The sequence below is a fragment of the Mycolicibacter sinensis genome (genome assembly GCF_001673565.1).
GTDB classification, from domain to species: domain Bacteria; phylum Actinomycetota; class Actinomycetes; order Mycobacteriales; family Mycobacteriaceae; genus Mycobacterium; species Mycobacterium sinense_C.
In genome coordinates, this window is record NZ_LZMF01000021.1 from 1 (window position 1) to 22,466 (window position 22,466).

A 22,466-nucleotide genomic window follows, 5' to 3' on the forward strand; every position below is an offset into this window, starting at 1 on the left:
CCGCGAGCGGGGCTGGGTGGTCACCCACGGCGAGATCGAGCCCGGGACCTTCGGACTGGCGGTGCCGGTGCGCCGCCGCCCTCCCGCGCCGCCCACCTGCATCAACCTGATCTCGCATCGCGAGGATGTCGTGCTGGGTGGCCGAGCTGCCGTGCTGGCGGCGCACCGGCACCGCCAGTCCGAAGGTCCCGGGCTCGATCTCGCCGTGGGTGACCACCCAGCCCCGCTCGCGGGTCTGCGGGACGATCTCGCGTTCGTCCGGGCGCCGTGGCATCGCGGCCAACAGCGCGATCCCGGCAGCGCCCAGGCTGAGCGGATGGCGACTGCCCTCGTGGAACGCCAGCTGGTAACCGACCTGGGTGGGCACGATGACGGCGACGGCCACCTGCTGGTCGCCCTCGGCCACCAGCAGCGACACCGTGGTCCCGAGTTCGTCGGCGAGCGCGCGCAGCGTCGGCAGGCTCAGCTGGCGCAGGTTGTTGTCGAACGAGGCGCCGAGGACGGCCAGGGCGGCGGCCGAGCGGAACCGGCCGTCTTCTCCCTTGGCCACCAGCCGGTAGCTGGTCAGAGTGTTCAGCAGGCGGTAGGCAATGGTCCGGTGCACGCCGATCTGGTCGGCGATCTGCTGGATCGTCAATCCCTCGGGCGTGGCGGCCACCGCCTGTAATGCGGCCAGCCCCCGAGCCAGGGTCTGCGACCCGGGAGCGGTGTCGGCGGCCGCGTCGGACTTCAGCGTGGTCATCAGCAGCGGCCTCCTTGACATACCCCCATTCGAGAGTGATGCTCTTCAATATAACGTACGTTCATGTGCGATAAAAGCACGCAAAATATGCCGGAATACGAGAATCGCATTTCCGCGCAGTGCAGGGGAGAGGTGGCCGGTGCCGGAGTTCGAGAGCATCTGGAGCGATCTTCAGGGCGTCGCGTTCGAGCAGGGGTATCTGGACGCGGGCGGCGTTCGCACCCGCTACCTGCGCGCCGGCGATCCCGCCAAACCGGTGCTGATGCTGCTGCACGGCTCCGGCGGGCACGCCGAGGCCTACGTCCGCAATCTGGCCGCCCACGCCGAGCATTTCTGGACCTGGTCCATCGACATGCTCGGCCACGGCTATACCGACAAACCCGGCCATCCGCTGGAGATCCCGCACTACGTCGCACACCTGATCGCGGTGCTGGACGCCATCGGCGCCGATCAGGCCAGCATCAGCGGTGAATCGCTCGGCGGCTGGGTAGCGGCGCGTGCCGCCATCGACCACCCCGACCGGGTCGCCCGCCTGGTGCTCAACACCGCGGGCGGTTCCCAGGCCGACCCCGAGGTGATGAAGCGGATCATCACCCTGTCGATGGCCGCCGTCGAGAACCCCGACTGGGAAACCGTCCAGGCTCGCATCAAGTGGCTGATGGCCGACAAGTCCAAGGACTACGACGACATCGTGGCCAGCCGGCAGCGGATCTACCGGCTGCCCGGATTCGTCGACGCGATGCGCGACATCATGGCGCTGCAGGACCCGGAGATCCGGGCCCGCAACCTGCTGGGGCCCGGCGAGTACGGCAAGATCACCGCGCCCACGCTGGTGGTCTGGACCAGTGACGACCCGACCGCCGACGTCGCGGAGGGCAAGCGGATCGCGTCGATGATTCCGGGCTCCCGCTTCGAGCTGATGCCCGGTTGCGGCCACTGGCCCCAGTACGAGGACGCCGAGACTTTCGACCGCCTTCACCTGGACTTCCTGCTGGGGCGCTGAGGTGACCGCACTCAGTGATGTCGACGTCGTGGTGGTCGGTGCCGGCCCGGTCGGCCTCACCCTGGCCAATATCCTTGGACTGCAAGGGGTTCGCACCCTGGTGGTCGAGGACCGCGACACGCTCATCGACTACCCCCGGGGGGTCGGGCTCGACGACGAGTCCTTGCGCACGTTCCAGGCGATCGGCTTGGTCGATGCCGTTCTGCCGCATACCGTGCCGAACCAGATCCTGCGGTTCTTCGACGGCAGGCGACGGTTGCTGGCCGAAATGGCGCCCGCCGACGCCTGTTTCGGCTGGCCCAAACGCAACGGTTTCGTGCAGCCACTGGTCGACGCCGAGCTGCTGCGCGGCCTGGAGCGCTTCGAGCACGTCCAGGTGCTGTGGGGCCGCCCGATGACCGGCTGCGCTGAGGAGACCGACGGAGTCACGGTGCAGTTGGGCGGTGCGGAGCCGGCCGAGGTGACCGCCCGCTACGTCGTCGGCTGCGACGGCGGCCGCAGCGCCACCCGCCGGCTGATGGGCGTCTCCTTCGACGGCACCACATCTTCCACCCGCTGGCTGGTCGTCGATGTCGCCAACGACCCACTGGGCCATCCCAACAGTGAGGTCGGGGCCGACCCGGCGCGCCCGTACGCCTCGATCTCTATCGCGCACGGCATCCGGCGCTTCGAGTTCATGATCCACGCCGACGAAACCGACGAGCAGGCCGAGGACCCGGAATTCGTCGCGGCGATGCTGGCCCCCTTCCTGCCCCGTCCGCACGACGTCGACGTGATCCGGCACCGGGTGTACACCCACCACTCCCGGATCGCCGGCGCGTTCCGCCGCGGCCGGCTGCTGCTGGCCGGTGACGCCGCCCATCTCATGCCGGTCTGGCAGGGCCAGGGCTACAACAGCGGGATCCGCGATGCGATGAACCTCGGCTGGAAGCTGGCCGCCGTGGTTCGCGGGCAGGCGCAGCCGTGCCTGCTGGACAGCTACGACACCGAACGCCGCAAGCACGCCCGGGCGATGATCGACCTGTCCACGATGGTGGGCAAAGTGATCTCCCCGACCAATCGCCGGGTCGCCGCCGTGCGGGACCGGGTGATTCGCGCCGCCTCGGCGGTGCCAACGCTCAAGCGCTACGTGCTGGAGATGCGGTTCAAACCGATGCCGCGCTACGAACAGGGTGCGGTCGTCCACGACCAGCCCCGCCGTCCCGACTCGCCGGCCGGAACCCTGTTCATTCAGCCCCGCGTCGGCACCCGCACCGCAACGGATCTCCTGCTCGACGACGTGATCGGCACCGGCTTCGCGGTGCTGGCCTGGAACAACAATCCCCGCATCCTGCTCGGAGAAGACGCCTTCGGACGATGGAAAGCCTTGGGGGCCAGCTTCATCGCCGTTCGGCCCTCGACTCAGCTGCACTGGACCCCGCCGGGAGCCGAAGACGACCCGGCGATCACCATCGTCGGTGATCGCAGCGGGGCGTTGAAGTCCTGGTTCGACCGCCACGCCGAGTCGGTGCTGTTCCTGCGCCCGGACCGCTGCATCGCCGCCGCCTGCATCGCCCAGCGCGCACCCGAGGTGAGCGCTCAGCTCTTCGGTGCCTTGGGCCTCGGCCCGGCTCTGCCTGCCGAAGGGGGTGATCGCCCCGATGGCACTGGCCCTGTGCTGCATGTCCCACAGCCCGCTGCTGAATCTGCCGGGACCGCCCCCTGAGCTGATGCACGACATCGAGACCGCGATCGATCAGGCCGCGGCATTCGTCGCCGACTTCGACCCGCAGCTGACGGTGGTGTTCGCGCCGGATCACTACAACGGCTTCTTCCTGCGGCTGATGCCGCCGTTCTGCATCGGCACCTCCGCGCAGGGCATCGGCGACTACGGCACCTACGCCGGCCCCCTGAACGTCGCCGCGGATCTGGCCGCCGACTGCGCCGCGGCGGTGCTGGACCGCGGTGTGGATGTGGCCGTTTCGGCCGGTATGGACGTCGACCACGCCATGGTGCAGCCATTGCAGCGACTGTTCGGTGACGCCACCGCGTGCCCGGTGATCCCGATCTTCATCAACGCCGTCGCCGCCCCGTTGGGGCCGATCCACCGTGCCCGCGCCCTGGGCGCCGCGGTCGGCGACTATCTGGCCACCCTGGATCTGCGGGTGCTGATCCTGGGATCCGGTGGGCTCTCGCATGATCCGCCGATCCCCACTCTGGCGACCGCGCCGCCGGTCACCCGAGACCGGCTACTGCACGGCACCGCGATGAGCGCCGAGCAGCGGCAGGCTCGCCAGGACGCGGTCATCGCGGCGGCGCGCGACTTCGCGGCCGGAACGAACGACCTCGCGCCGCTGAACCCCGACTTCGATCAACGGTTCCTGTCCCTCCTCGACAGCGGGCGGCTCGATGAGCTCGCCGACTGGTCGAACGCGTTCATCACCGAGGCCGGTGGTGGTTCCGCTCACGAGATCCGCACCTGGGCCGCGGCGTTCGCCGCCCTGGCGGCTCAGGGCGGCTACCGCACCGTCGACCGCTACTACCGCCCGGCCCCGGAACTGATCGCCGGGTTCGCCATCCGCACCGCAGAACGCACGGAGGTGAGCGGATGACCGAAACAGAGCATGTCGTCGACGTGCTGGTGATCGGCTCCGGCGGTGGCGGTATGACCGCAGCGCTGGCCGCCGACGCCCGCGGGCTGGAGACCCTGGTGGTGGAGAAGTCGGCGTACTTCGGCGGATCCACCGCCCTGTCCGGCGGCGGCATCTGGGTGCCCGGCGCCCCCGCGCAGCGCCGGGAAGGCTATATCCCCGACCCCGACGACGTCGTCACCTACCTGCGCGCCATCACCGACGGCCTGGTCGACGAGGCGCGTCTGCGGCAATACGTCGATGCCGCCCCGCGGATGATGGAATTTCTGGAGCAGGCCAGCAGCTGGCTCGAATTCGTCTGGAAACCCGGCTACGCCGACTACTACCCGGAACTGCCCGGCGGGTCGGAACTGGGCAGCACCATCAATGTTCCGGCCATCGACCTGCGCACACTCGGCGACGAGGAGCAGCACCTGCTGGCCCCGCTGGCGCTGGCCCCCAAGGGAATCTGGCTGGGGCCCAAAGACCTTCGGCTCTTCTACCAGGTGCGCCAGTCATGGCGCGGCAAAGCCGTGCTGGTCAAACTGCTGTGGCGGATGTTCCGTGCCCGGGTGTTCGGGGACCGGATGGCCGCCATCGGCCAGTCCCTGGCGGCGCGGCTGCGCCTGGCCATGCTCGAACGCGACATCCCGCTCTGGCTCGACACACCGATGACTGATCTCATCAGCGACGGCTCGGGTGCGGTCACTGGGGCCGTGGTGCACCGCGACGGCGCAGCGCAGCGCATCACCGCGCGTCGCGGCGTCATTCTGGCCAGCGGCGGATTCGACCACGACATGGCCTGGCGCAAGCAGTATCAGCCGGTGCTGGAACAGGATTGGAGCTTCGGCAACCCGCTGGCCACCGGTGACGGGATCCGGGCCGGGGAGCGCGTCGGGGCCGCCACCGAACTGCTCGACGAGGCGTGGTGGTTCCCCGCGCTGTGCTGGCCCGACGGCCGCCTGCAGTTCATGCTCAACGAACGCATGATGCCGTCCCAGTTCATCGTCAACGGCAACGGGGAGCGATTCATCAACGAGGCGGCGCCCTACATGGACTTCGCGCACGCCATGATCGCCGGCCAGCAATCCGGCATCACCCACATCCCGTGCTGGCTGATCACCGACCAGCGGTCCTTTCACCGCTATGTGGTGGCCGGGCACCTGCCGATCCCGAAGGTGCCCGGTGCGCCGGTGCCCACCGGGCGCCGGATACCCCAGGCCTGGCTGGACTCCGGGGTGGTCAAGGCGGCCAACTCCTTCGACGAGCTGGCCGCCGCGATCGATGTGCCGCCCGACCGGCTACGGCACACCGCGAACCGGTTCAACAAGCTCGCCACCGCAGGCCACGACGACGACTTCAACCGCGGCGACAGCGTCTACGACAACTACTACGGCGATCCCACCCTGCCCAACCCCAACCTGCACCCGCTGGGCAAGCCGCCCTACTACGCGTTCCAGATCATCCTGGGCGATCTCGGTACCTCCGGTGGCCTGCGCACCGATGAGCACGCCCGGGTGCTGCGGGCGGACGACTCGGTGATCGACGGTCTGTACGCAGTGGGCAACACCGCTTCGCCGGTGATGGGCCGCAGCTACGCCGGGGCCGGAGCAACCATCGGCCCGGCGATGACGTTCGGTTACGTGGCAGCGCAACACCTTTCCAACAGTCGTCGACCCCTCGGCGCGCAGACTCCCAACCAATCAGGAGGTAACCCGTGAAGATCTCACTGTTCTACGAATTCGCGCTGCCGCGTCCGTGGTCGGATGACGACGAGCACAAGCTCTTCCAGGACGGCCTCGACGAGGTGGAGGCGGCCGACAAGGCCGGGTTCTCGACGGTGTGGGTCACCGAGCACCACTTCCTTGAGGAGTACTGCCACGCCACCGCCCCCGAGATGTTCCTGGCCGCGGCCAGTCAGCGGACCAAGGACATCCGGCTCGGCTTCGGGATCATGCACCTGCCGCCGGTGGTGAACCATCCGGCCCGGGTAGCCGAGCGGGTCGCCACCTTGGACCTGCTGTCGGGCGGCCGTGTCGAGTTCGGCACGGGGGAGGGATCCTCGATCGCCGAGCTCGGTGGCTTCGGCATCGACCCGGCCGACAAGCGCGCCCAGTGGGAGGAAGCCCTCGAGGTGTCGATCCGCTGCATGACCGAGGAGCCGTTCACCGGATTCAGCGGCGAGCACGTGCAGATGCCGGCCCGCAACGTCGTCCCCAAGCCGCTGCAACGGCCCCACCCCCCGGTCTGGGTGGCCTGCACTCGACCGGCGTCGATCCAAATGGCGGCCGAGAAGTGCATCGGCGCCCTGAGTTTCGCCTATACCGGACCCGGACCGCTGGCCGAGCGGGTCAACGGCTACTACAAGCAACTCGAAGAAATCGGTGTCCCGGCCACCCCGCAGATGAACCCCAACATCCTGGCGATCGGCGGCGACCTGTCGATGATGGTCGCGCCGACCGAGGAGCAGGCCCTCGACCGCCTCGGGGTGGGCGGCGGCTTCTTCTCCTTCGGGATCATGCACTACTACATGACCGGTCAGCACACGCCGGGCCGGACCGGGGTGTGGGAGCGCTATCTCCAAGAGGTCGAGAAAGACCCGACGCTGGCCTACGGTCCCGGACGCGGCGCGATCGGCACCCCGGCGATGGTGCGGGAATTTCTGCGCGGCTACGAGGAAAGCGGCGTCGACGAGATTATCCTGCTGCTCAACCCGCGCAGTCACGAAGCGACCATGGAGGCGATCGAACTGATGGGGACACAGGTCTTGCCGGAGTTCATCGAACGCGATGAGAAGGCGGTGGCCGACAAGGCCAAAAGACTCGCGCCGATCCTCGAGAAGCTCGAGGCGCGCCGGCCGAAGTCCAGCGCGCCGGAGTTCGATGAGGACTACTCGTTCGGCGGCCTGCCGACCGGGCGGGACAAGTTCACCGCCACCGAGATCCCCGAGGCCATGGCCGAGATCAACGAGGGGCGGGTCCAGGCTGCGCAGCGCGCAAAGGAAGAGCGGGACCGCGGTCAGCAATGACCGCGTCCGGCGGGCTGTGGCGCTATGACGGTCGACGGGCCGTGGTCACCGGCTGCGCGTCGGGAATCGGCGCGGAGCTGGTGGGCCAGCTCGCTGAGCTGGGGGCGACTGTCATCGGCCTGGACCTTGCCGAGCCCGCAGTGCGCGTCGACGAGTTCCACCGGCTGGATCTGGCTGACTCGGGATCGATCGAGGTAGCGGCCGGGGCCATTCGAGCACCCGTGCATGCGCTGTTCAACGTTGCCGGGGTGTCGTCGGGCATCGGGGATCCGGAGCGGGTGGTCGCGATCAACTTCCTGGGCACCCGCCACCTCACCGAGGCACTGGTGCCGGCGATGCCGGCGGGATCGGCGATCGCCAATGTCTCTTCGCTGGCCGCCGCCGGCTACCGGGAGAACGCGCAGACCACCGCCGGCCTGCTGAACTCCACGGACCTGGCCGGCGGGTTGCAGTGGTGCCGAGCGCATCCCGAGGCGCTCGCCGACGGCGGATACCGGCTCGCCAAGGAGGCGATCATCCTGTACAGCATGCTCAATACCGATCGGCTGGCGAGTCGCGGTATCCGGATCAACTGCACCGCACCCGGAGTCACCGAAACCCCGATCCTCGACCAATTGCGCCGCAGCTACGGTCAGAGCTACCTCGACGACATCCCCAAGCCGCTGGGTCGGGTGGCCAGCCCGAGCGAACAGGCCGCTCCGCTGGTGTTCCTCAACAGCCCGGCAGCCGGTTACATCACCGGCCAGGTGCTCTGGGTCGACGGCGGCAACATCGCCGGCCGCACCGCCGCCGTGCTTGCCAACGGAGCGTGCCCGTGGTCGGCCTGAGCGAGTTCCGCCGCGTTGGTGAGGCGGTGCGCAACTGGGGGCGCTGGGGCGACGACGACGAGCTGGGCACGCTGAACCTCATCACGCCTGAAAAAGTCGCCGAAGCCGCCGCCCTGGTGCGCCACGGCAAGGTCTTCCCGCTCGGGGTGGACTTCGGCTCGTCCGGACCGCAGGGCGCATTCGCCTTCCGGCACAACCCGATTCACACCATGACCGTCGACGGCGGCGACGTGAACACGCTGGCGCAGTACGGGCCGGAATGGCAGCGCAACATCGTTGCCCAGCAGTTGAGCAAGTTCTTCGTCGACAACCCGTTCCGGTTCAACGATGACATGATCGTCATGCCGCTGCAGGCCGCGACCCAGTGGGATGCGCTGTCGCACGTCTACTACGACGACCAGCTCTACAACGGCTTTCCGGCGAACTCGGTGACCAGCCTGGGCGCCTATCACTGCGGTATCGACAAAGTCGACGGCAAGGGCATCACCTCCCGCGGGGTGCTGCTTGATGTGGTCGCCCACCGCGGCGCGGACACCTTCCTGCCACTGGGCTCCCCGATCACCCCGGACGAACTCGACGACGTCGCCCGCGCCCAGCAGGTCACGATCGCCCCCGGCGACATCGTGCTGGTCCGAACGGGCTGGTGGACACGGTTTCTGCAAACCGGTGACGGCGCGGCGCCGGGCGCCGGGCTGGACTGGCGGTGTGCGGTGTGGCTGCACGAACACGATGTCGCCGCAGTGGCCGCCGACAACCTGATGGTCGAGGACCCGGTGTCCGGCGTCGAGGGAACCTTCCTGCCCATGCACATGCTGTGCCTGCGCGACATGGGCATGATGCTGGGCGAGTACTGGGATCTCGGCGCGCTGGCCGCCGATTGCGCCGCCGACGGGGTGTACGAATTCCAGTTGGTGGCACCGCCGTTACGGGTGACCGGCGCAGTGGGGTCGCCGGTGAACCCGATCGCGATCAAGTAGCCGGCAGGGGAGTTGTCATGCGATTCGTCTTTGTCCACGGAGGTTTTCACGCCGGCTGGTGCTGGAGCCGCACGGTGGCGGCGTTGGACAAGATCGGCCATACCGGCATCGCGATCGACCTGCCCGGCCATGGCGCCCGGCTGTACGAGGAGTCGACCCTGGCGAACCGGCGGGAAGCCGTCGCGGCGGTGCTGCAGTCCGGCGACGTCCTGGTCGGGCATTCCGGCGGCGGATTCGACGCGACGCTGGGCGCCGACAGCGCACCGGAGCTGGTGCGCCACATCGTCTATCTAGCCGCGGCATTGCCACGGGAGGGACACAGCTACACCGATGCGATGACGATGGGCAGCGAGGGAACCGAGTTCTTCGATACCGCCGCCGCTGACATGCTGTCCCACCTGCACTTCGCCGACGACGGCGCGATGACCTTCGCCGACGTCGACGGCGCGCGGCAGTACTTCTACCACGACTGCGATGACGAAACCGTGCGGTGGGCCTTCGAACGGCTCGGGCCGGAAAGGTTCGGCGAGACCACGGTTGCGCCGGTATCGGTGCCGAACTTCTGGGCGGCCGAGATCGGCCGCAGCTTCATTCGCTGCGAACAGGACCGCGCTTACCCGCGGTGGCTGGCCGACCTGGTCTGCAAGCGACTAGGGGTGGAGCCGCTGACCATCGACGCGTCGCACTCGCCCTTCTTGAGCCGACCCGCCGAACTGGCCGAACTGCTGGTGCACGCCACCACGACGCGCCCGACCGGCCCGCTGATCCCGAACTAAAGGAGCCGACGTTGCTGGTTGCGAGAAAGACCGTCCTGGTGGACGGGCTGAGCACCTCCTACCTTCAAGCCGGTGATCCGGCCCGCCCGGCCGTGGTGCTGCTGCACGGCGGGGAGTTCGGCGCCGGTGCCGAAATCGGTTGGGAACGCACCATCACCGCCCTGGCGCAGCAACACCACGTGCTCGCACCCGACCTGCTCGGCTTCGGGGAGTCGGCCAAGGTCATCGACTTCAACGACGGCCGGGGCATGCGGATCCGCCATGTCGCGCGGTTCTGCGCCGCGCTCGGCGTCGAATCCGCTGATTTCGTTGGCAATTCCATGGGCGCGATCATGCTGCTCGTCGACACCACTTCGGAGGCACCGCTGTTGCCGGTGCGCCGAATGGTCGCCATCTGCGGCGGCGGCGAGATCCAGCAGAACCAGCACATGGCCGCGCTCTACGACTACGACGCCACCCTGCCCGCGATGCGCCGGATCGTCGAGGCGCTGTTTCATGATCCGGCCTATCCCGCCGACGAGGACTACGTGCAGCGCCGCTATGCCTCCAGCACCGCGCCCGGCGCCTGGGAGGCGATCGCGGCCGCCCGGTTTCGCCGGCCCGGCGCCGAGCCGCCCCCACCGGCATCCAGTGATCGCCGCTACGAACGGATCTCGGTGCCGGCGCTGGTGGTCGAGGGGGGCTGCGACAAGCTGCTGCCACCCGGCTGGGCGAAACAGATCGCCGATCAGATCCCGGGTGGCCGGGCGGTCGTCGTCGACGACGCCGGGCACTGCCCGCAGATCGAGCAGGCCGAGCAGGTCAACAGATTACTGCTGGACTTCCTGCGCTGAACCCGGAGGATTGGTGAACCACAGGTTCTCCTCGCGCAGGTTGCGGCTGCGCCAGCCGTCGGCCGCGCGAACCAGCTCGTGGTGGTAGTAGCCGCCGCAGTAGCTCATCTCGGCCATTGCGGGTAGCTGCATCGGGTTGTAGAACATCGCCCGCACCCTGGCGCTGTCACCGGTGTGTTCCAGAATCTCGATGTTGGTGACGTAGTGCATCGACATCGGGATTGCGGTGAAGCCGGCGGCCAGCCAGTCGGCCACCTGCTCGCGGGTGCCGCGGATGGCCCCCGCCGAGGTGTAGTCGATGACGGCGTCGTCGGTGAACACCGACCGGTACAGTGCCCAATCCTTGGTGTCGACGGCGCGGGCGTAGCGATACAGCAGGGCGGAGATCTCCAGCTGGTCTTCGGCCGGCAACGTCATTGCGGCATCCCGATGGTCTTGATGTGCAGGTACTCGGTGAAACCGATTGTGCCATTGCGGTATCCCAGGCCGCTCTGCTTGGTGCCGCCGAACGGGCTGTCGATGCCGAAGTGGCTCTTGGCGTTGATGCTCACGTTGCCGGTGCGCATCCGGGTGGCCACCGCCATCGCCCGGTCCACGTCGGCGCTGCTGACCTCACCGGAGAGTCCATAGATCGAGTTGTTGGCGATCGCGACCGCTTCGTCGTCGGTGTCGTACGGCGTGACGGTGAGGACCGGACCGAAGATCTCCTCCTGCGCGATCCGGCTGTCGGGGTCGACGTCGGCCAGCAGCGTCGGTTGCACGTAGTAGCCGGTGGGCAACTGCTCCGGGATACCGCCGCCGGTGACCAGCCGCGCACCCGAATCCACGCCGGAGGCGATCAGGTCCAACACCTTGCGCCGCTGCGTCTCGCTGATCTGCGGGCCCTGCATATTGCCCGGCATCCACGGGTCACCGATCGGGAAGTTCTCCATCGACGCCTTCAGCACCGCCAGCCCCTCGTCGTAGCGACTGCGGGGCAACAGGATCCGCGACGGCAGCACACAGCTCTGGCCCGACATGACGCAGGCCATCATCGCGGCCATCGGCAGCGCCGAGTTGAAGTCCGCGTCGTCAAGCACGATGTGCGCCGACTTGCCGCCGAGCTCCAGCAATGTCTTCTTCACCGTGGCGGCACCGGCGGCCAGGATGGCCCGTCCGGTCGCGGTGGAACCGGTGAAGGTGATCATGTCGACGCGGGGATCCGCCGAGAGCGCCGCACCGACCTCGTTGGCGTTCGAGGTGACGACGTTGAACACCCCGGCCGGAATATCGGTGTGCTCGGCCACGATCCGGCCGAGCTCGCTGCCGGACCACGGGGTGAGCTGGGCCGGCTTGAGCACGACGGTGTTGCCGGCCATCAACGCCGGGACGGTCTCGGCGATGTTGAGATACAGCGGCACATTCCACGGGGTGATCGCACCGACCACACCGATCGGCTCGTAGTGCAGTTTGCGGCGCGCCGGGCCCAGCGGTGTGTCGTGCAGTCCGGTGTCCACCAGGTAGTCGAAGGCGCGGGCGTGATCGGCCCAATGCTTCACCTCGGCGATCGGACTCTCGATCTGGCTGCCGGTGACGGTGACCGGGCATCCCACCTCAGTAATCAGGATTCGGCGCAGCCGCTCCTTGTCGGCCTCCAGCGCGGCGTGCAGCTGCATCAGGCAGTGGTAGCGGAATTCCACATCGTGGGCCCAGTCGCCGCTGTCGAACGCGCGCCGGGCCGCGCCGACCGCGCGCTGCATGTCCTCGACGGTGCCGTCGGCGGCGGTTCCGGCCACCTGCTCGCTGGCGGGGTGCACGACGTCAAACGTCGCACCACTGCCGGTTCCGGTCAGCTCACCGTCGACCAGCATCCGGGCCTCGCCGGCCAGCACACCCGAATCACCTTGTACCGCAGTCATAGCAGATCCTTCCGTATTGCCCGGTAACGCTACTCTATTAACGTAGAGAGGCGGAAGGGCCGAATCCGGCGACGATGCCCGAGATGAGCCCGTCCAGCTCCTCGGCGCTCCGGATTCTGCGGTCCCCGCTGGCGGAAGCCTGCATCACACCGCTGATGAACATCATCACGACGTAGGCCTGCCGGTCCGCCAGTGCTTGGTCCGGGTCGGCCTCTGCGGGCCGCAACTGCAGCACCACATCGCGGATCAATGCGTGGAACTGATCGCGGTAGCTGCGAAATGCCTCGTCGAGCAGAGGATCTCGGACGGCCTGCAGGGCGAGTTCATAGCGCGCCTTGGTGCGTACCAACCTGGCCCCCCGCGCCGAGCGCATCACCAGGGTCGCCAACGCCGACGGGTGGCTCCCGGTGACCGAGTCGGACGACGACTGGGATCGGGCCGCCGCGGTCAGGTCCTTGAGATCCAGTTCGGAGATCCTGATCGCAACGGCCTGCAGCAGCGCCGATCGGGTGCGGAAATAGAACGAGGCGGTCCCGTCCGGTAAACCGGCCTTGCGGTCCACCTTGAGATGGCTGACCCCTTTCACGCCGTCCTCGGCGAGCAGTCGGATGGCGGTGTCGCAGAGTTCGCGCCGGCGCTGATCTGGGTTGGGCTTACGTCGCATGGTTCGGCCGAGTCTAGTCCGCAGCCATCTCTACTGTTGTAGAGTCGCGCGGATGAAGCTGGTGTTCAGCCTGCCCCACATGCTGCGGCTGCAAGGGATGATGCAGCCGTGGGAGGCGGCTGTCACCGGAGCCGACCAGACCCGGATGGCCAAGCGTGCTGATGAGTTGGGCTACGACATGATCGCCGTGCCGGAGCACATCGTCATCCCGGCCGAGCACGTCGAACTCTCCGGCCCGCACTACTTTCAGTCGACCGCCGCCCAGGCCTACCTCGCCGGGGCGACTGAGCGGATCATGCTCAATTCGTGCGTCACCGTGCTGCCGCTGCACCAGCCGATCGTGCTCGCCAAGGCGCTGGCCACCGCAGACTGGCTCAGTGGCGGCCGGATGATGGTCACCTTCGGCGTGGGCTGGCTGCAGCGCGAGTTCGACGTGCTCGGTGTGCCTTTCGGCGAACGCGGACGGATCGCCGACGAGTATCTGGCGGCGATCATCGAGCTGTGGACCAGCGAGGCGCCGCGGTTCGCGGGTCGCTACGTGTCCTTCGACGAGGTGGCGTTCGAGCCGAAGCCGGTGCAGCGGCCCCATCTTCCGGTCTGGATCGGCGGTGACGCGGATGCGGCGTTGCGCCGGGCCGCGAAGTTCGCCTCGGGGTGGTGGAGCTTCCTGACCCCGCCGGAGAAGATCGGCGAACGGGTGGACTTCATCAAATCCCAGCCGGAGTACGACGGGCGCGCCTTCGACGTGGTGCACGGGATGGCGACCACCCGAGTCGGCGAAGGCCACGTCCGGCGCGACGACCCGAACGCCCGCTCGGGCATGAGCGGCCAGCAGATCATCGACCGGTTGAGCTGGCTGGGCGAACAGGGTGTGACGGTCAGTGCCGTACCGCTGCCGGCCGTGCGCGGCGTCGACGAATACCTCGACTATGCCCAGTGGGTGATGGAGGAGATCAAACCGAACGTGCCGTGACCCCGCCGGTGTTCAGACGCTGCGCGGCTCGGCGCACCGCAGCCTCGCGCTGTGGTGCGCCAAGCCGGTTGTTTGCCCGCGGCCTTCGGAGTCCGTGCGACTTGGCGCAACCGGGCCCACACGGCACATTTCCGGCCGACGGTCATCCGTCCGACGAATTCCACGAGCGGTTTTCCTCTAATAGAGTTTCCCCATGACCTCCCCCATCCTCAAGGTCACACCCGAAGGTCTGCGCACCGCGGCGCAGCGTTGTGAAGCCCTCGCGGCGACGGTCGCACCGGCCTGCCAACCGTGACCACCTCCGGCTGGCAGTCAACCGGCGCAGCCACGAGTGCGGTAAATGCGGGGATGAGCACCCTCGGCACCGCCTGCAAATCCCGGATGACCGCGAACGGGGGCAAGCTCACCAAAGCGGCGAGCATCTACCAGAACCAGGACGACCACGCCGCGCAGCGCCTCACCGCGGTGGGCTCGCACCTGCCCGCCGGATCGGGCGGCGACGGCAGTGCCGGCGGCCTGCCGCCCAGCTTCACTCCGCTCGCCCCGCGCGGGTCGGGCATCGATGGCGGCGCAGCCGGCGGGTTCGGGATAGGCAGGTAGCCCCGATGTCTGGTCTACCCACCCTGTCCGAGGTCCGCGCTGCCAGCTGGGACCACCTGCGGACCAACGCCGCCGCTTGGCGAAACCTCGGGCGCACCTGGGAGGCGGCATTCACCGAAGTGCACCAATCCTCCCTGCGCCCCGGCGGGACCGACTGGACCGGTGCGGGTGCCGAAGCCTTCCAGGACCGCGCCTACCTCGACCTGGTGAAAATCCGCACGCCCGTTGACACTACCGACACCCTCGCGGGGATCGCCGAGCGTGGCGCTGACGCCCAGGACGGCAACAAGAGTTCGGTGCTCGATACCGTCGACGAGATCGAGAGTGACAACTTCGCGGTCGGTGAAGACTGGTCCGTCACCGACAAGATCACCTGGTACAGCTCCGCAGCCGAGCTGGAGCAGCGGGAACTGGAGGCCCAGGGGCGCTCCGACTTCCTCAAATCCAAGGTCATCAAGCTCGCCGGCGACGAGGACGACATCTCCCGCAACCTCACCACCGCCGCCGCCGATCTGCACGGGTTTCGGTTCCCGGATGAGGGGGCCGATGGCGACGGCGGGGGGAGCGGGCCGACGAAGGCACCATCCGATGACTCAGCTGATCCAGGAGCGAAGCCGGGCGAACCAGGCGGACCCGAGTTTGTGATCGGACCCCCGACCAAACCCGTTTTCGAGCATGACGAGGATTTCGAGTACGGCTCGGCGAAACCCACATGGCGTGATTACATTTCGCGCGCCGAATGGGAGGCCAAGCTGGCAGGCGGACGGCTGCTGCGCCCTGACCTGGACGATGCAACGCAGATGTACAAGCACTACTGGGACAACGACGGCAAGCCCATCAAGTTCGATTACGAGGAAGCGTTTCGAGAGGACCCTACTATCAGGACGAATGTCGAAGATCAGATAAGCCGTGCGCAGCGAGGAGCCGAGGACTTGATTCGCGCGGGCAACACATCTTTCTCGATGACCGGTGATGCATCTCCGGCAGCGGCGTACCCGACGACAGAGAACTGGCAGAAAGCAATTGGCGGATACCAACAATGGAGCAGCGCCGATGTGCAGGTAGACGGCAATAAGGCGACGATGACCGTCACCGTGCACGCCGAAGACCACTACAACTTCAATCGTGGCCAGGCCGACATCGCGACCGGAGCCGCCGATAACGTGAACGGTAGGTTCACCGAACTGGGTTGGGGGAAGCCCTTCGATTCACATGGGGAAGTCACCAGAACGGTCACCTGGGATTTGGGAAACGCGCCGGCCACGCAGTCAGGAAACGCGCCAGCATTCAATCCGGGAAGGGAGGATCGGGTGGACGGTTTCGGCAGTTCAGGCGGCATACAGTTGCCCGCCAACGACCGCAGCACTGGATCGGCACGGATGCCATGAGAAGGGTTTCATACCTACAGGGGGTGGGAGCGGCAGCCGTACTGGTCGCGTCTCTGAACGTTGCGGCATGCACGCCGCACACCCATGACGCTCAAGATAGGGAGGCAGCGGTGGGGACCATCGCAACCAAGCACTTACCCAATCCGGTACGTCATGACCCTGAGCCGTTGATAAAGCGGTTCCCCAAACTGGGATCACCGGTTGCGGCGTCGTGGGCGAGCGGGGAGATGGGGGATCCCCGAGTTCCTGGACCGTCAACCTACTGGCTCGACTCCATCGTGGAACTGAACCCTACGACCGTTGCTGATTTGAAGGCGCGCTACAACCCTGTCCCAACAACAGCGCAGCCCGACGTATGGGAAACGCTGGCTGGAGCGTTACCTGCTGGCGGTTACCTCACCAGCAGCGCTCTGGACGAAGCGTTTTCGTCTGCGAAGATCAGATCGAAGGCATTTCTTGCGGAGCGAGCGCCGGTCTTGGTGCTCACCGCCCTTGGGCAGTAGGCGCGCGCTAATGCGAATGTTGGCCATCGCCGCGCCCCTCGGCACCGCGGTGATTGGCGGGGGCTGCGCCCACGCGGAAACGCTAGCCTTCCGTGACATCAGCGGGTACACACCGGTCCGAGTCAGGACGATGGCGGGTCAGAAGCAGTCGAACGATCCAACCCGTGGCAACCCGATCCAGGGGCGGCCGATCAAGACCCTCGCTCCGCAGCACTCCATCACCGTTGACGCAGCGGTCTGCGGTGTCAATGACGACAAAACCACCGTTTGCAAAGATCCGCTGTGCAGTGGGTTTGTGCTTTCTCCGAACGGATCCGGATGGCTTCCACACGTGTGACCGCGGCGCGGGTGATCGCAACAGCTGGATTGATCGCGGCCGTGAAGGAGGGGTGCGGCCACCACAACCCGCTCGGGCCGCCCATTCCCGAAGGCGCGACCATACTCAATGGGCCGGTGTCGCCGGACGCACCGCCACCGCCGGGCTGGAAACAGCATCCGGCATTCCCACCAGGCAGCAGGAGGCACAAGACACCATCCTGGGCTACCTGAAGAAGACCTTGTCGGCGTTGCCGGCCGGAACGACCTTGGACGCGACCCGATACGGCGGTGGAACGACCACGGTCGGGTGCGATGACAACGACAACCGGCCCGCTGCACCAAAGGAATTCAGCACGTGGGGTGATATCACCCTGCCGCCCGGCATTGACACCGCCACTCTCGTTGCTCAAGCGGGGGAAATCTGGAAGAGCTGGGGTTGGTACGTGATCGAACGCGACGGTTTCTACAAGCCGAACCGCTTCGGCTACGCCCCCGATGGCTATAACCTCCAGATCATGGCCCGGTACCGTCCCGACCAGCCGCCAGGTCTCAGCGGTGTGTCGCCGTGCTTCCCCGGCGACGTGCCCGAAGAACGCAGCCCGTTCCCGCGGGTGTTGCGGGCGGACTGATCCGCCCCGCACCGCACCACGCGACCACGGCGACCTTTACCCCGAACACGACATGACTGCGGCTGACGACAACACAGGGCGCGATCGGCTGAGCCCTGCTACTCACCCTGCCACGCGATGCCACGGCATTCAGCCGGATCGTCGCCGCAGTGACGCTCGTTGGTGGGACCGGAGGGAGGGTACCTTGATCGTCGGACTTCTCGGTGCGGTTGCAGGCGGTATTGGCGGGGAGAAGCTCGCGACGTTGGACCTAGGTGGTCAATGATGAGCGATTTGTTTTTCTGGGTAGTTGCCCTGTGTTTCGTTGGGGGATTCCTGCTTTCGTTCCTCAAGATCAGCAGAAGAACGCAACGGCGCCTCTACTGGAGCTGTGCTTGCGCGGCGGGAGTGGCTGGGGCCATGTCGACGTATCCGACGTGGGACGGCGCTGCCACGCTGGGCATTCTGCCGGTGGCGGCGATGGTGGTGATGGCGTATGTGGCCACGCCCTATGTCAAGATCGGCGGAAAAATTTACTCACTGTCCGTCGGCGCGCAGCGCCCCGATGCTGAAGTTGCGCCTCACGCTGAAGACGTTTCCACGGAGCCGGGAACCGATCCGACGCGGGATTCGTACAGCGGGCTACTCACGCCGGCAACGATGTGGTGGATGCTCGTGGTGATAGCGGCAATCGCCGCCGGGAACGTATATGGCTTGGCGGTCGGGGAAGGGGAGGTTTGGGTCGCGATAATGGTGGCCACGCTGCTTGCATTGCTGGCTGCCGGCACCGGATACGGGGACGCGAACTGGCGTTATCCGGTAGCGCGCAGACAGTTCGTACAGTTCGGCGTCGCGTCGGTCATCACGGTTGGCGGCTTCGCTCTGGTGTACCTGACCGCCTATTACCTCGCCCAGTGCCGACCGCTGCAACGTGCGCAGTCGATGGAACGCCGGGCCTCGCGCCACTGAAACGTGATCTTTGGAGCCCCCGTCCCTGCCCGATCGTCCTCGCGGGCGTGATCATTTCAGCCGGTAGGCGCGCGCTGATGCGAGTGTTGGCCATCGCCCCGCCGCTCGGTGCCGAGGTGATCGCAGCCAGCTCGGCCCAAGTCGACACTCAAACCCTTCCTGTCCCCACCAATTACACGCCGGTCAACGCTGAAAGCGCGGTGCGCTGATGCCACCCATACGGCTGATCACCATCACAGTCGCGCTTCTCGTTGCTCATGTGCCGACCGCCTGCGGGTTCAACGACGTCACGAAGGTGTCCACTCAAGACGTTCCCATCGGCGACGCCGTGCGGAAGATCAACGGTGTCCGCGAAGGACTGTCCTCCGCTGCCGAGCGGACAGACTCTGGTAAGGGAACCACCGCCGCCATCGGCCGAGATGTGGTCTGACTCCGGGATTTTCGAACGCTGCGCAGCCGTTGAGCAGTGGCAGATGTACAGCGATGATTGGATTACGCGCGGAACAACCGTCGGGACCCTGTACCGCCAAGCGGGCATTCGCCCAAGCGACACAGGAGCCATCAACGTGCTTTTCACTCTGAGTGGACACAGCCTGTAGCCACGGCTTCCAGCGACGATCCGAGGATTTGATTCGTCCGGGCTACACAGTCTTGCTCGATGACTGGCGCGCCAATCTCCGCTCGCACTAGCTGACAAGACAGATTTAAATCAGTCGCTTGACTGATCGCGGCGAAGCGGGTTGAGTCGAACCGCTGCGGTGTTCTCCGAAACGAAGGGTTGTCGATGGTCAACGAGCTGGCGGGTCGAACGGCGATCATCACCGGGGGAGCATCGGGTCTCGGCCGTGGCATTGCCGAGCGGTTTCTCGCCGAGGGCGCTCGGGTGGTCATCGCCGACCTGGATCCCGAGCGCGGCGAGGCACTGGCGCGCGAGCTCGGCGGCGAGGCGTCGTTCCAGGTCGTCGATGTCGCCGACCCGGCCCAAGTCGGCGCGTTGGTCGAGGCCGCCGTCGAGAAGTTCGGCAGCCTGGACATCATGGTCAACAACGCCGGCGTCTCGGGCACCATGCACAAACGCTTCCTCGACGACGACCTGGCCGACTTTCACCGCATCATGGCGGTCAACGTGCTCGGCGTGATGGCCGGCACCCGCGACGCCGCCCGGCAGATGTCCAAGACCGGCGGCGGGGCGATCATCAACCTGACCTCGATCGGTGGGATTCAGGCCGGTGGCGGGGTGATGACGTATCGCGCGTCCAAGGCCGCGGTCATCCAGTTCACCAAATCCGCCGCAATCGAATTGGCCCACTATGAGATCCGGGTCAATGCCATCGCCCCCGGCAATATTCCGACACCTTTCGTGGCGTCGTCGGCGGCGGCGAATCTGGACGAAGAAGCCATCGTGCGCTACGAAGCGGCGATCCGCGAGACGATGCGCGCCGACCGGCCGCTCAAGCGCGAGGGCAGCGCCGACGATGTCGCGGAGGCCGCGCTCTACCTCGCCGGTGAACGATCCCGGTATGTCACCGGGGTGGTGCTACCGGTCGACGGCGGGACTGTGGCCGGCAAGGCCATCCGCCGGCGCAGCGACCAAGCCCGTTAAATCAAGCGCTTGACTTAATTCGCGGAACGGGGTTGACTGGCGGCCGTGACCACCGCTGATAGGGCAGTGCGGGCCGAGCGGGCGAACTCCACTCGGGAAGCGATTCTGACCGCCGCGGAGCAGTTGTTCGCCGAGCACGGGGTGTTCGCGGTGTCCAACCGCCAGGTCAGTGAGGCCGCCGGCCAGGGCAACAACGCCGCGGTCGGCTACCACTTCGGCACCAAAACCGACCTGGTGCGCGAGATCGAGCGCAGCCACCGGGCGCCCGTCGAGCGGTTGCGCGAGGAGATGGTCGCCACCGCCGCGGGCTCGGCGGAACTGCGGGACTGGGTGTCGTGTCTGGTCCGGCCGCTCACCGATCACCTTGCGGCACTGGGTAATCCGACCTGGTACGCGCGATTCGCCGCACAAGTGATGGCAGATCCCGCCTACCACGACATCGTCGTCAAGGACGCGCTGAGTTCACCGTCACTGGTGGAAGTCATCGAGGGGATCAACCGCTGCCTGCCGGACCTGCCGGCGCCGGTTCGCCAGGCCCGCAACGTGATGGCCCGCAATCTGTTGATGCACACCTGCGCGGACTGGGAACGCGCGCTGGCTGCCGGCAGCAAACCGAAAACCAGCTGGCAAGAGGCAAGCTCCAACCTCATCGACGCGATCGTGGGATTGTGGCGCGCCCCGGTCACGGGAGGAACCGCATGAAAGTCACCGCCGACCAGAACATCTGCGCGTCGTCGGGGCAGTGCGTGGCCCTCGCGCCGCGGGTATTCGACCAGCGCGACGAGGACGGCGTCGTCGTCGTACTCGACGAGAACCCACCCGAAGAACTGGCCGAAGCCCTTCGGCAGGCGGAACGCGTCTGTCCGTCCGGAGCCATCAAGATCGTGGAGGAGTGACAAGCGTGACCGACGCAACCACCATTGCGGCCACCGAAACACCGGAGTACCCGATGAGCCGGGACGGCCGGTGCCCGTTCGCCCCGCCGCCGGAGACCATGGCGCTGGCCGCGCAGACTCCGCTGAGCCGGGTGCGGATCTGGGACGGCAGCACCCCGTGGCTGATCACCGGCTACGAGGCGGTACGCACGCTGTTCTCCGACCCCCGGGTCAGCGTCGACGACCACCAGCCCGGCTTCCCGCACTGGAACGAGATGATGCGCGCCAGCGTCGATCACCGGCCCAAGTCGGTGTTCACGACCGACGGCGCCGAGCACATCCGCTACCGGCGGATCCTGTCCCCGTCATTGACCATGAAGCGGGTCGACGCGCTGACCCCGGTGGCGCAACGGATCACCGACGAGCACCTCGACGCGATCCTGGCCGGCCCGCAACCGGCCGACCTGATCGAGGGATTCGCGCTACCGATTCCCTCCCTGGTGATCAGCGAACTGCTCGGCGTGCCCTACGAGGACCACGAGTTCTTCCAGCAGCACGCCACCATGGGCGTGGATCGCAACGCCACCTCCGACGACCTCGCCGAAGGCGCCACCGAACTGTCCAAGTATCTGGTCCGGCTGCTGGAGTCCCGGATGGCCGAACCGGCCGACGACATGGTCTCCGACTTGGGCAAGCGGGTGAAAAACGGCGAGCTGTCGGTGCGCGAGGCCACCCAGCTGGGCACCGGGATGCTCATCGCCGGCCATGAGACCACCGCCAACATGATCGGCCTGGGCATCGTGGCATTGCTGCACGAGCCCGACAAGATCGCCGAACGTACCGCGGTGTTCCGCGGTGACGACGACGCCGCGATCGCCAACGCGGTCGAGGAACTACTGCGCTACCTGTCGATCATCCACACCGGCCAGCGCCGGGTCGCCCTGGACGACATCGAGATCGGCGGCCAAACGATCCCGGCCGGCGATGGCATCATCATCGATTTGGCCCCGGCCAACTGGGACGGCACCGTCTTCCCCGAGCCCGAGGTCCTCGACTTGGCGCGGCCGGCCCGCCAGCACATGGCGTTCGGGTTCGGCCCGCACCAGTGTGTGGGCCAGCAGCTGGCCCGCGCCGAGATGGTGATCGCCTTCCGCACCCTGTTCCGCCGCATCCCGACGCTGAAGCTCGCGGTGGACGTCGACGAGATCCCGTTCAAGAACGACCGGCTCGCCTACGGCGTCTACGAGCTCCCCGTCACCTGGTAACCCGCCC

General features: G+C 67.1%; 24 protein-coding genes. 20 read left to right on the forward strand and 4 right to left on the reverse strand.

Annotation, left to right across the window (positions count from 1 at the left end; genetic code table 11):
• The coding region (locus A5648_RS03620) for an IclR family transcriptional regulator (RefSeq protein ID WP_234787279.1) at positions 1 to 742 on the reverse strand (742 nt) is incomplete at its 3' end.
• A 139-nt stretch (positions 743 to 881) separates the two neighbouring features.
• On the opposite strand from A5648_RS03620, the gene A5648_RS03625 reads away from it, so the two are divergent.
• Genes A5648_RS03625 through A5648_RS03665 form a run of 9 tightly spaced genes read left to right on the forward strand, consistent with a single transcriptional unit; the run spans position 882 to position 10,795 of the window.
• Complete coding sequence (locus A5648_RS03625; RefSeq protein WP_065023236.1) at positions 882 to 1,745, forward strand: alpha/beta fold hydrolase; 864 nt, start codon at positions 882 to 884, stop codon at positions 1,743 to 1,745.
• Position 1,746: 1 nt separating this feature from the next.
• Positions 1,747 to 3,450 carry a bifunctional 3-(3-hydroxy-phenyl)propionate/3-hydroxycinnamic acid hydroxylase gene (locus A5648_RS03630; RefSeq protein ID WP_065023237.1) on the forward strand — a complete coding sequence of 568 codons (1,704 nt, stop codon included), beginning with the start codon at positions 1,747 to 1,749 and terminating at the stop codon, positions 3,448 to 3,450.
• Complete coding sequence (locus tag A5648_RS03635) at positions 3,407 to 4,336, forward strand: 3-carboxyethylcatechol 2,3-dioxygenase (protein WP_065023238.1); 930 nt, start codon at positions 3,407 to 3,409, stop codon at positions 4,334 to 4,336. The genes A5648_RS03630 and A5648_RS03635 overlap by 44 nt, the downstream gene beginning before the upstream one ends.
• Positions 4,333 to 6,075 (forward strand): FAD-binding protein, encoded by a 1,743-nt coding sequence (locus A5648_RS03640; RefSeq protein ID WP_065023239.1) that lies wholly within the window; start codon positions 4,333 to 4,335, stop codon positions 6,073 to 6,075. Before A5648_RS03635 ends, A5648_RS03640 begins: the two co-directional genes overlap by 4 nt.
• Positions 6,072 to 7,382: an LLM class flavin-dependent oxidoreductase gene (locus A5648_RS03645; protein WP_065023240.1), complete on the forward strand. Its 1,311-nt coding sequence runs from the start codon at positions 6,072 to 6,074 to the stop codon at positions 7,380 to 7,382. The genes A5648_RS03640 and A5648_RS03645 overlap by 4 nt, the downstream gene beginning before the upstream one ends.
• Positions 7,379 to 8,209 (forward strand): coniferyl-alcohol dehydrogenase, encoded by an 831-nt coding sequence (locus tag A5648_RS03650; protein WP_065023241.1) that lies wholly within the window; start codon positions 7,379 to 7,381, stop codon positions 8,207 to 8,209. Before A5648_RS03645 ends, A5648_RS03650 begins: the two co-directional genes overlap by 4 nt.
• The gene (locus A5648_RS03655) at positions 8,197 to 9,186 is read left to right on the forward strand and encodes a cyclase family protein (RefSeq protein WP_065023296.1); all 990 of its coding nucleotides are present in this window, start codon (positions 8,197 to 8,199) and stop codon (positions 9,184 to 9,186) included. Before A5648_RS03650 ends, A5648_RS03655 begins: the two co-directional genes overlap by 13 nt.
• A gap of 17 nt (positions 9,187 to 9,203) precedes the next feature.
• Positions 9,204 to 9,962, forward strand: a complete 759-nt coding sequence (locus A5648_RS03660; protein WP_065023242.1) for an alpha/beta fold hydrolase — start codon at positions 9,204 to 9,206, stop codon at positions 9,960 to 9,962.
• Between the two features lie 11 nt (positions 9,963 to 9,973).
• Positions 9,974 to 10,795, forward strand: coding sequence for an alpha/beta fold hydrolase (locus tag A5648_RS03665; protein ID WP_065023243.1), 822 nt, complete (start codon positions 9,974 to 9,976; stop codon positions 10,793 to 10,795).
• Here A5648_RS03665 and A5648_RS03670 read toward each other — a convergent pair.
• Genes A5648_RS03670 through A5648_RS03680 form a run of 3 tightly spaced genes read right to left on the reverse strand, consistent with a single transcriptional unit; the run spans position 10,772 to position 13,357 of the window.
• Positions 10,772 to 11,212, reverse strand: a complete 441-nt coding sequence (locus A5648_RS03670; protein ID WP_065023244.1) for a nuclear transport factor 2 family protein — start codon at positions 11,210 to 11,212, stop codon at positions 10,772 to 10,774. The two genes, A5648_RS03665 and A5648_RS03670, sit on opposite strands and share 24 nt — an antisense overlap.
• The gene (locus A5648_RS03675) at positions 11,209 to 12,693 is read right to left on the reverse strand and encodes an aldehyde dehydrogenase family protein (RefSeq protein WP_065023245.1); all 1,485 of its coding nucleotides are present in this window, start codon (positions 12,691 to 12,693) and stop codon (positions 11,209 to 11,211) included. Before A5648_RS03675 ends, A5648_RS03670 begins: the two co-directional genes overlap by 4 nt.
• Positions 12,694 to 12,730: 37 nt before the next feature.
• On the reverse strand, positions 12,731 to 13,357 hold the full coding sequence (locus A5648_RS03680) for a TetR/AcrR family transcriptional regulator (RefSeq protein ID WP_065023246.1): 627 nt from the start codon (positions 13,355 to 13,357) through the stop codon (positions 12,731 to 12,733).
• A gap of 52 nt (positions 13,358 to 13,409) precedes the next feature.
• On the opposite strand from A5648_RS03680, the gene A5648_RS03685 reads away from it, so the two are divergent.
• The 11 genes from A5648_RS03685 (at position 13,410) to A5648_RS03735 (ending at position 22,459) form a co-directional block, all read left to right on the forward strand.
• A complete protein-coding gene (locus A5648_RS03685; protein ID WP_065023247.1) occupies positions 13,410 to 14,330 on the forward strand; it encodes a TIGR03619 family F420-dependent LLM class oxidoreductase in 921 nt (306 codons plus the stop codon).
• 348 nt (positions 14,331 to 14,678) lie between these two features.
• A complete protein-coding gene (locus A5648_RS03690) occupies positions 14,679 to 14,930 on the forward strand; it encodes a hypothetical protein (RefSeq protein WP_065023248.1) in 252 nt (83 codons plus the stop codon).
• A 5-nt stretch (positions 14,931 to 14,935) separates the two neighbouring features.
• Positions 14,936 to 16,318 carry a hypothetical protein gene (locus tag A5648_RS03695; RefSeq protein ID WP_065023249.1) on the forward strand — a complete coding sequence of 461 codons (1,383 nt, stop codon included), beginning with the start codon at positions 14,936 to 14,938 and terminating at the stop codon, positions 16,316 to 16,318.
• A 110-nt stretch (positions 16,319 to 16,428) separates the two neighbouring features.
• Positions 16,429 to 16,821, forward strand: a complete 393-nt coding sequence (locus A5648_RS23630) for a hypothetical protein (RefSeq protein WP_131810515.1) — start codon at positions 16,429 to 16,431, stop codon at positions 16,819 to 16,821.
• 248 nt (positions 16,822 to 17,069) lie between these two features.
• Complete coding sequence (locus tag A5648_RS03705) at positions 17,070 to 17,768, forward strand: hypothetical protein (protein ID WP_234787280.1); 699 nt, start codon at positions 17,070 to 17,072, stop codon at positions 17,766 to 17,768.
• Positions 17,769 to 18,029: 261 nt separating this feature from the next.
• Positions 18,030 to 18,716, forward strand: coding sequence for a hypothetical protein (locus A5648_RS03710; protein ID WP_082966312.1), 687 nt, complete (start codon positions 18,030 to 18,032; stop codon positions 18,714 to 18,716).
• A 208-nt stretch (positions 18,717 to 18,924) separates the two neighbouring features.
• Positions 18,925 to 19,146 carry a hypothetical protein gene (locus tag A5648_RS03715; protein WP_065023251.1) on the forward strand — a complete coding sequence of 74 codons (222 nt, stop codon included), beginning with the start codon at positions 18,925 to 18,927 and terminating at the stop codon, positions 19,144 to 19,146.
• Between the two features lie 354 nt (positions 19,147 to 19,500).
• Positions 19,501 to 20,319 (forward strand): SDR family NAD(P)-dependent oxidoreductase, encoded by an 819-nt coding sequence (locus tag A5648_RS03720; RefSeq protein WP_065023252.1) that lies wholly within the window; start codon positions 19,501 to 19,503, stop codon positions 20,317 to 20,319.
• 45 nt (positions 20,320 to 20,364) lie between these two features.
• Positions 20,365 to 21,021, forward strand: coding sequence for a TetR/AcrR family transcriptional regulator (locus A5648_RS03725; protein WP_065023253.1), 657 nt, complete (start codon positions 20,365 to 20,367; stop codon positions 21,019 to 21,021).
• Positions 21,018 to 21,215 (forward strand): ferredoxin, encoded by a 198-nt coding sequence (locus tag A5648_RS03730; RefSeq protein WP_064854422.1) that lies wholly within the window; start codon positions 21,018 to 21,020, stop codon positions 21,213 to 21,215. Before A5648_RS03725 ends, A5648_RS03730 begins: the two co-directional genes overlap by 4 nt.
• A 53-nt stretch (positions 21,216 to 21,268) precedes the next feature.
• Positions 21,269 to 22,459 (forward strand): cytochrome P450, encoded by a 1,191-nt coding sequence (locus tag A5648_RS03735; RefSeq protein WP_109470673.1) that lies wholly within the window; start codon positions 21,269 to 21,271, stop codon positions 22,457 to 22,459.
• Positions 22,460 to 22,466 lie beyond the last annotated feature (7 nt).

What these genes read in the sequence shown, in the direction of transcription:
- A5648_RS03710 (WP_082966312.1), top strand. Translation starts at nt 18,030, where the DNA reads ATGATGAGCGATTTGTTTTTCTGGGTAGTTGCCCTGTGTTTCGTTGGG.
- A5648_RS03680 (WP_065023246.1), bottom strand. Translation starts at nt 13,357, where the DNA reads ATGCGACGTAAGCCCAACCCAGATCAGCGCCGGCGCGAACTCTGCGAC.
- A5648_RS03650 (WP_065023241.1), top strand. Translation starts at nt 7,379, where the DNA reads ATGACCGCGTCCGGCGGGCTGTGGCGCTATGACGGTCGACGGGCCGTG.
- A5648_RS03690 (WP_065023248.1), top strand. Translation starts at nt 14,679, where the DNA reads ATGAGCACCCTCGGCACCGCCTGCAAATCCCGGATGACCGCGAACGGG.
- A5648_RS03635 (WP_065023238.1), top strand. Translation starts at nt 3,407, where the DNA reads ATGTCCCACAGCCCGCTGCTGAATCTGCCGGGACCGCCCCCTGAGCTG.
- A5648_RS03705 (WP_234787280.1), top strand. Translation starts at nt 17,070, where the DNA reads ATGACGACAAAACCACCGTTTGCAAAGATCCGCTGTGCAGTGGGTTTG.
- A5648_RS03730 (WP_064854422.1), top strand. Translation starts at nt 21,018, where the DNA reads ATGAAAGTCACCGCCGACCAGAACATCTGCGCGTCGTCGGGGCAGTGC.
- A5648_RS03720 (WP_065023252.1), top strand. Translation starts at nt 19,501, where the DNA reads ATGGTCAACGAGCTGGCGGGTCGAACGGCGATCATCACCGGGGGAGCA.
- A5648_RS03695 (WP_065023249.1), top strand. Translation starts at nt 14,936, where the DNA reads ATGTCTGGTCTACCCACCCTGTCCGAGGTCCGCGCTGCCAGCTGGGAC.
- A5648_RS03715 (WP_065023251.1), top strand. Translation starts at nt 18,925, where the DNA reads ATGCCACCCATACGGCTGATCACCATCACAGTCGCGCTTCTCGTTGCT.
- A5648_RS03735 (WP_109470673.1), top strand. Translation starts at nt 21,269, where the DNA reads ATGAGCCGGGACGGCCGGTGCCCGTTCGCCCCGCCGCCGGAGACCATG.
- A5648_RS03660 (WP_065023242.1), top strand. Translation starts at nt 9,204, where the DNA reads ATGCGATTCGTCTTTGTCCACGGAGGTTTTCACGCCGGCTGGTGCTGG.
- A5648_RS03675 (WP_065023245.1), bottom strand. Translation starts at nt 12,693, where the DNA reads ATGACTGCGGTACAAGGTGATTCGGGTGTGCTGGCCGGCGAGGCCCGG.
- A5648_RS03685 (WP_065023247.1), top strand. Translation starts at nt 13,410, where the DNA reads ATGAAGCTGGTGTTCAGCCTGCCCCACATGCTGCGGCTGCAAGGGATG.
- A5648_RS03640 (WP_065023239.1), top strand. Translation starts at nt 4,333, where the DNA reads ATGACCGAAACAGAGCATGTCGTCGACGTGCTGGTGATCGGCTCCGGC.
- A5648_RS03670 (WP_065023244.1), bottom strand. Translation starts at nt 11,212, where the DNA reads ATGACGTTGCCGGCCGAAGACCAGCTGGAGATCTCCGCCCTGCTGTAT.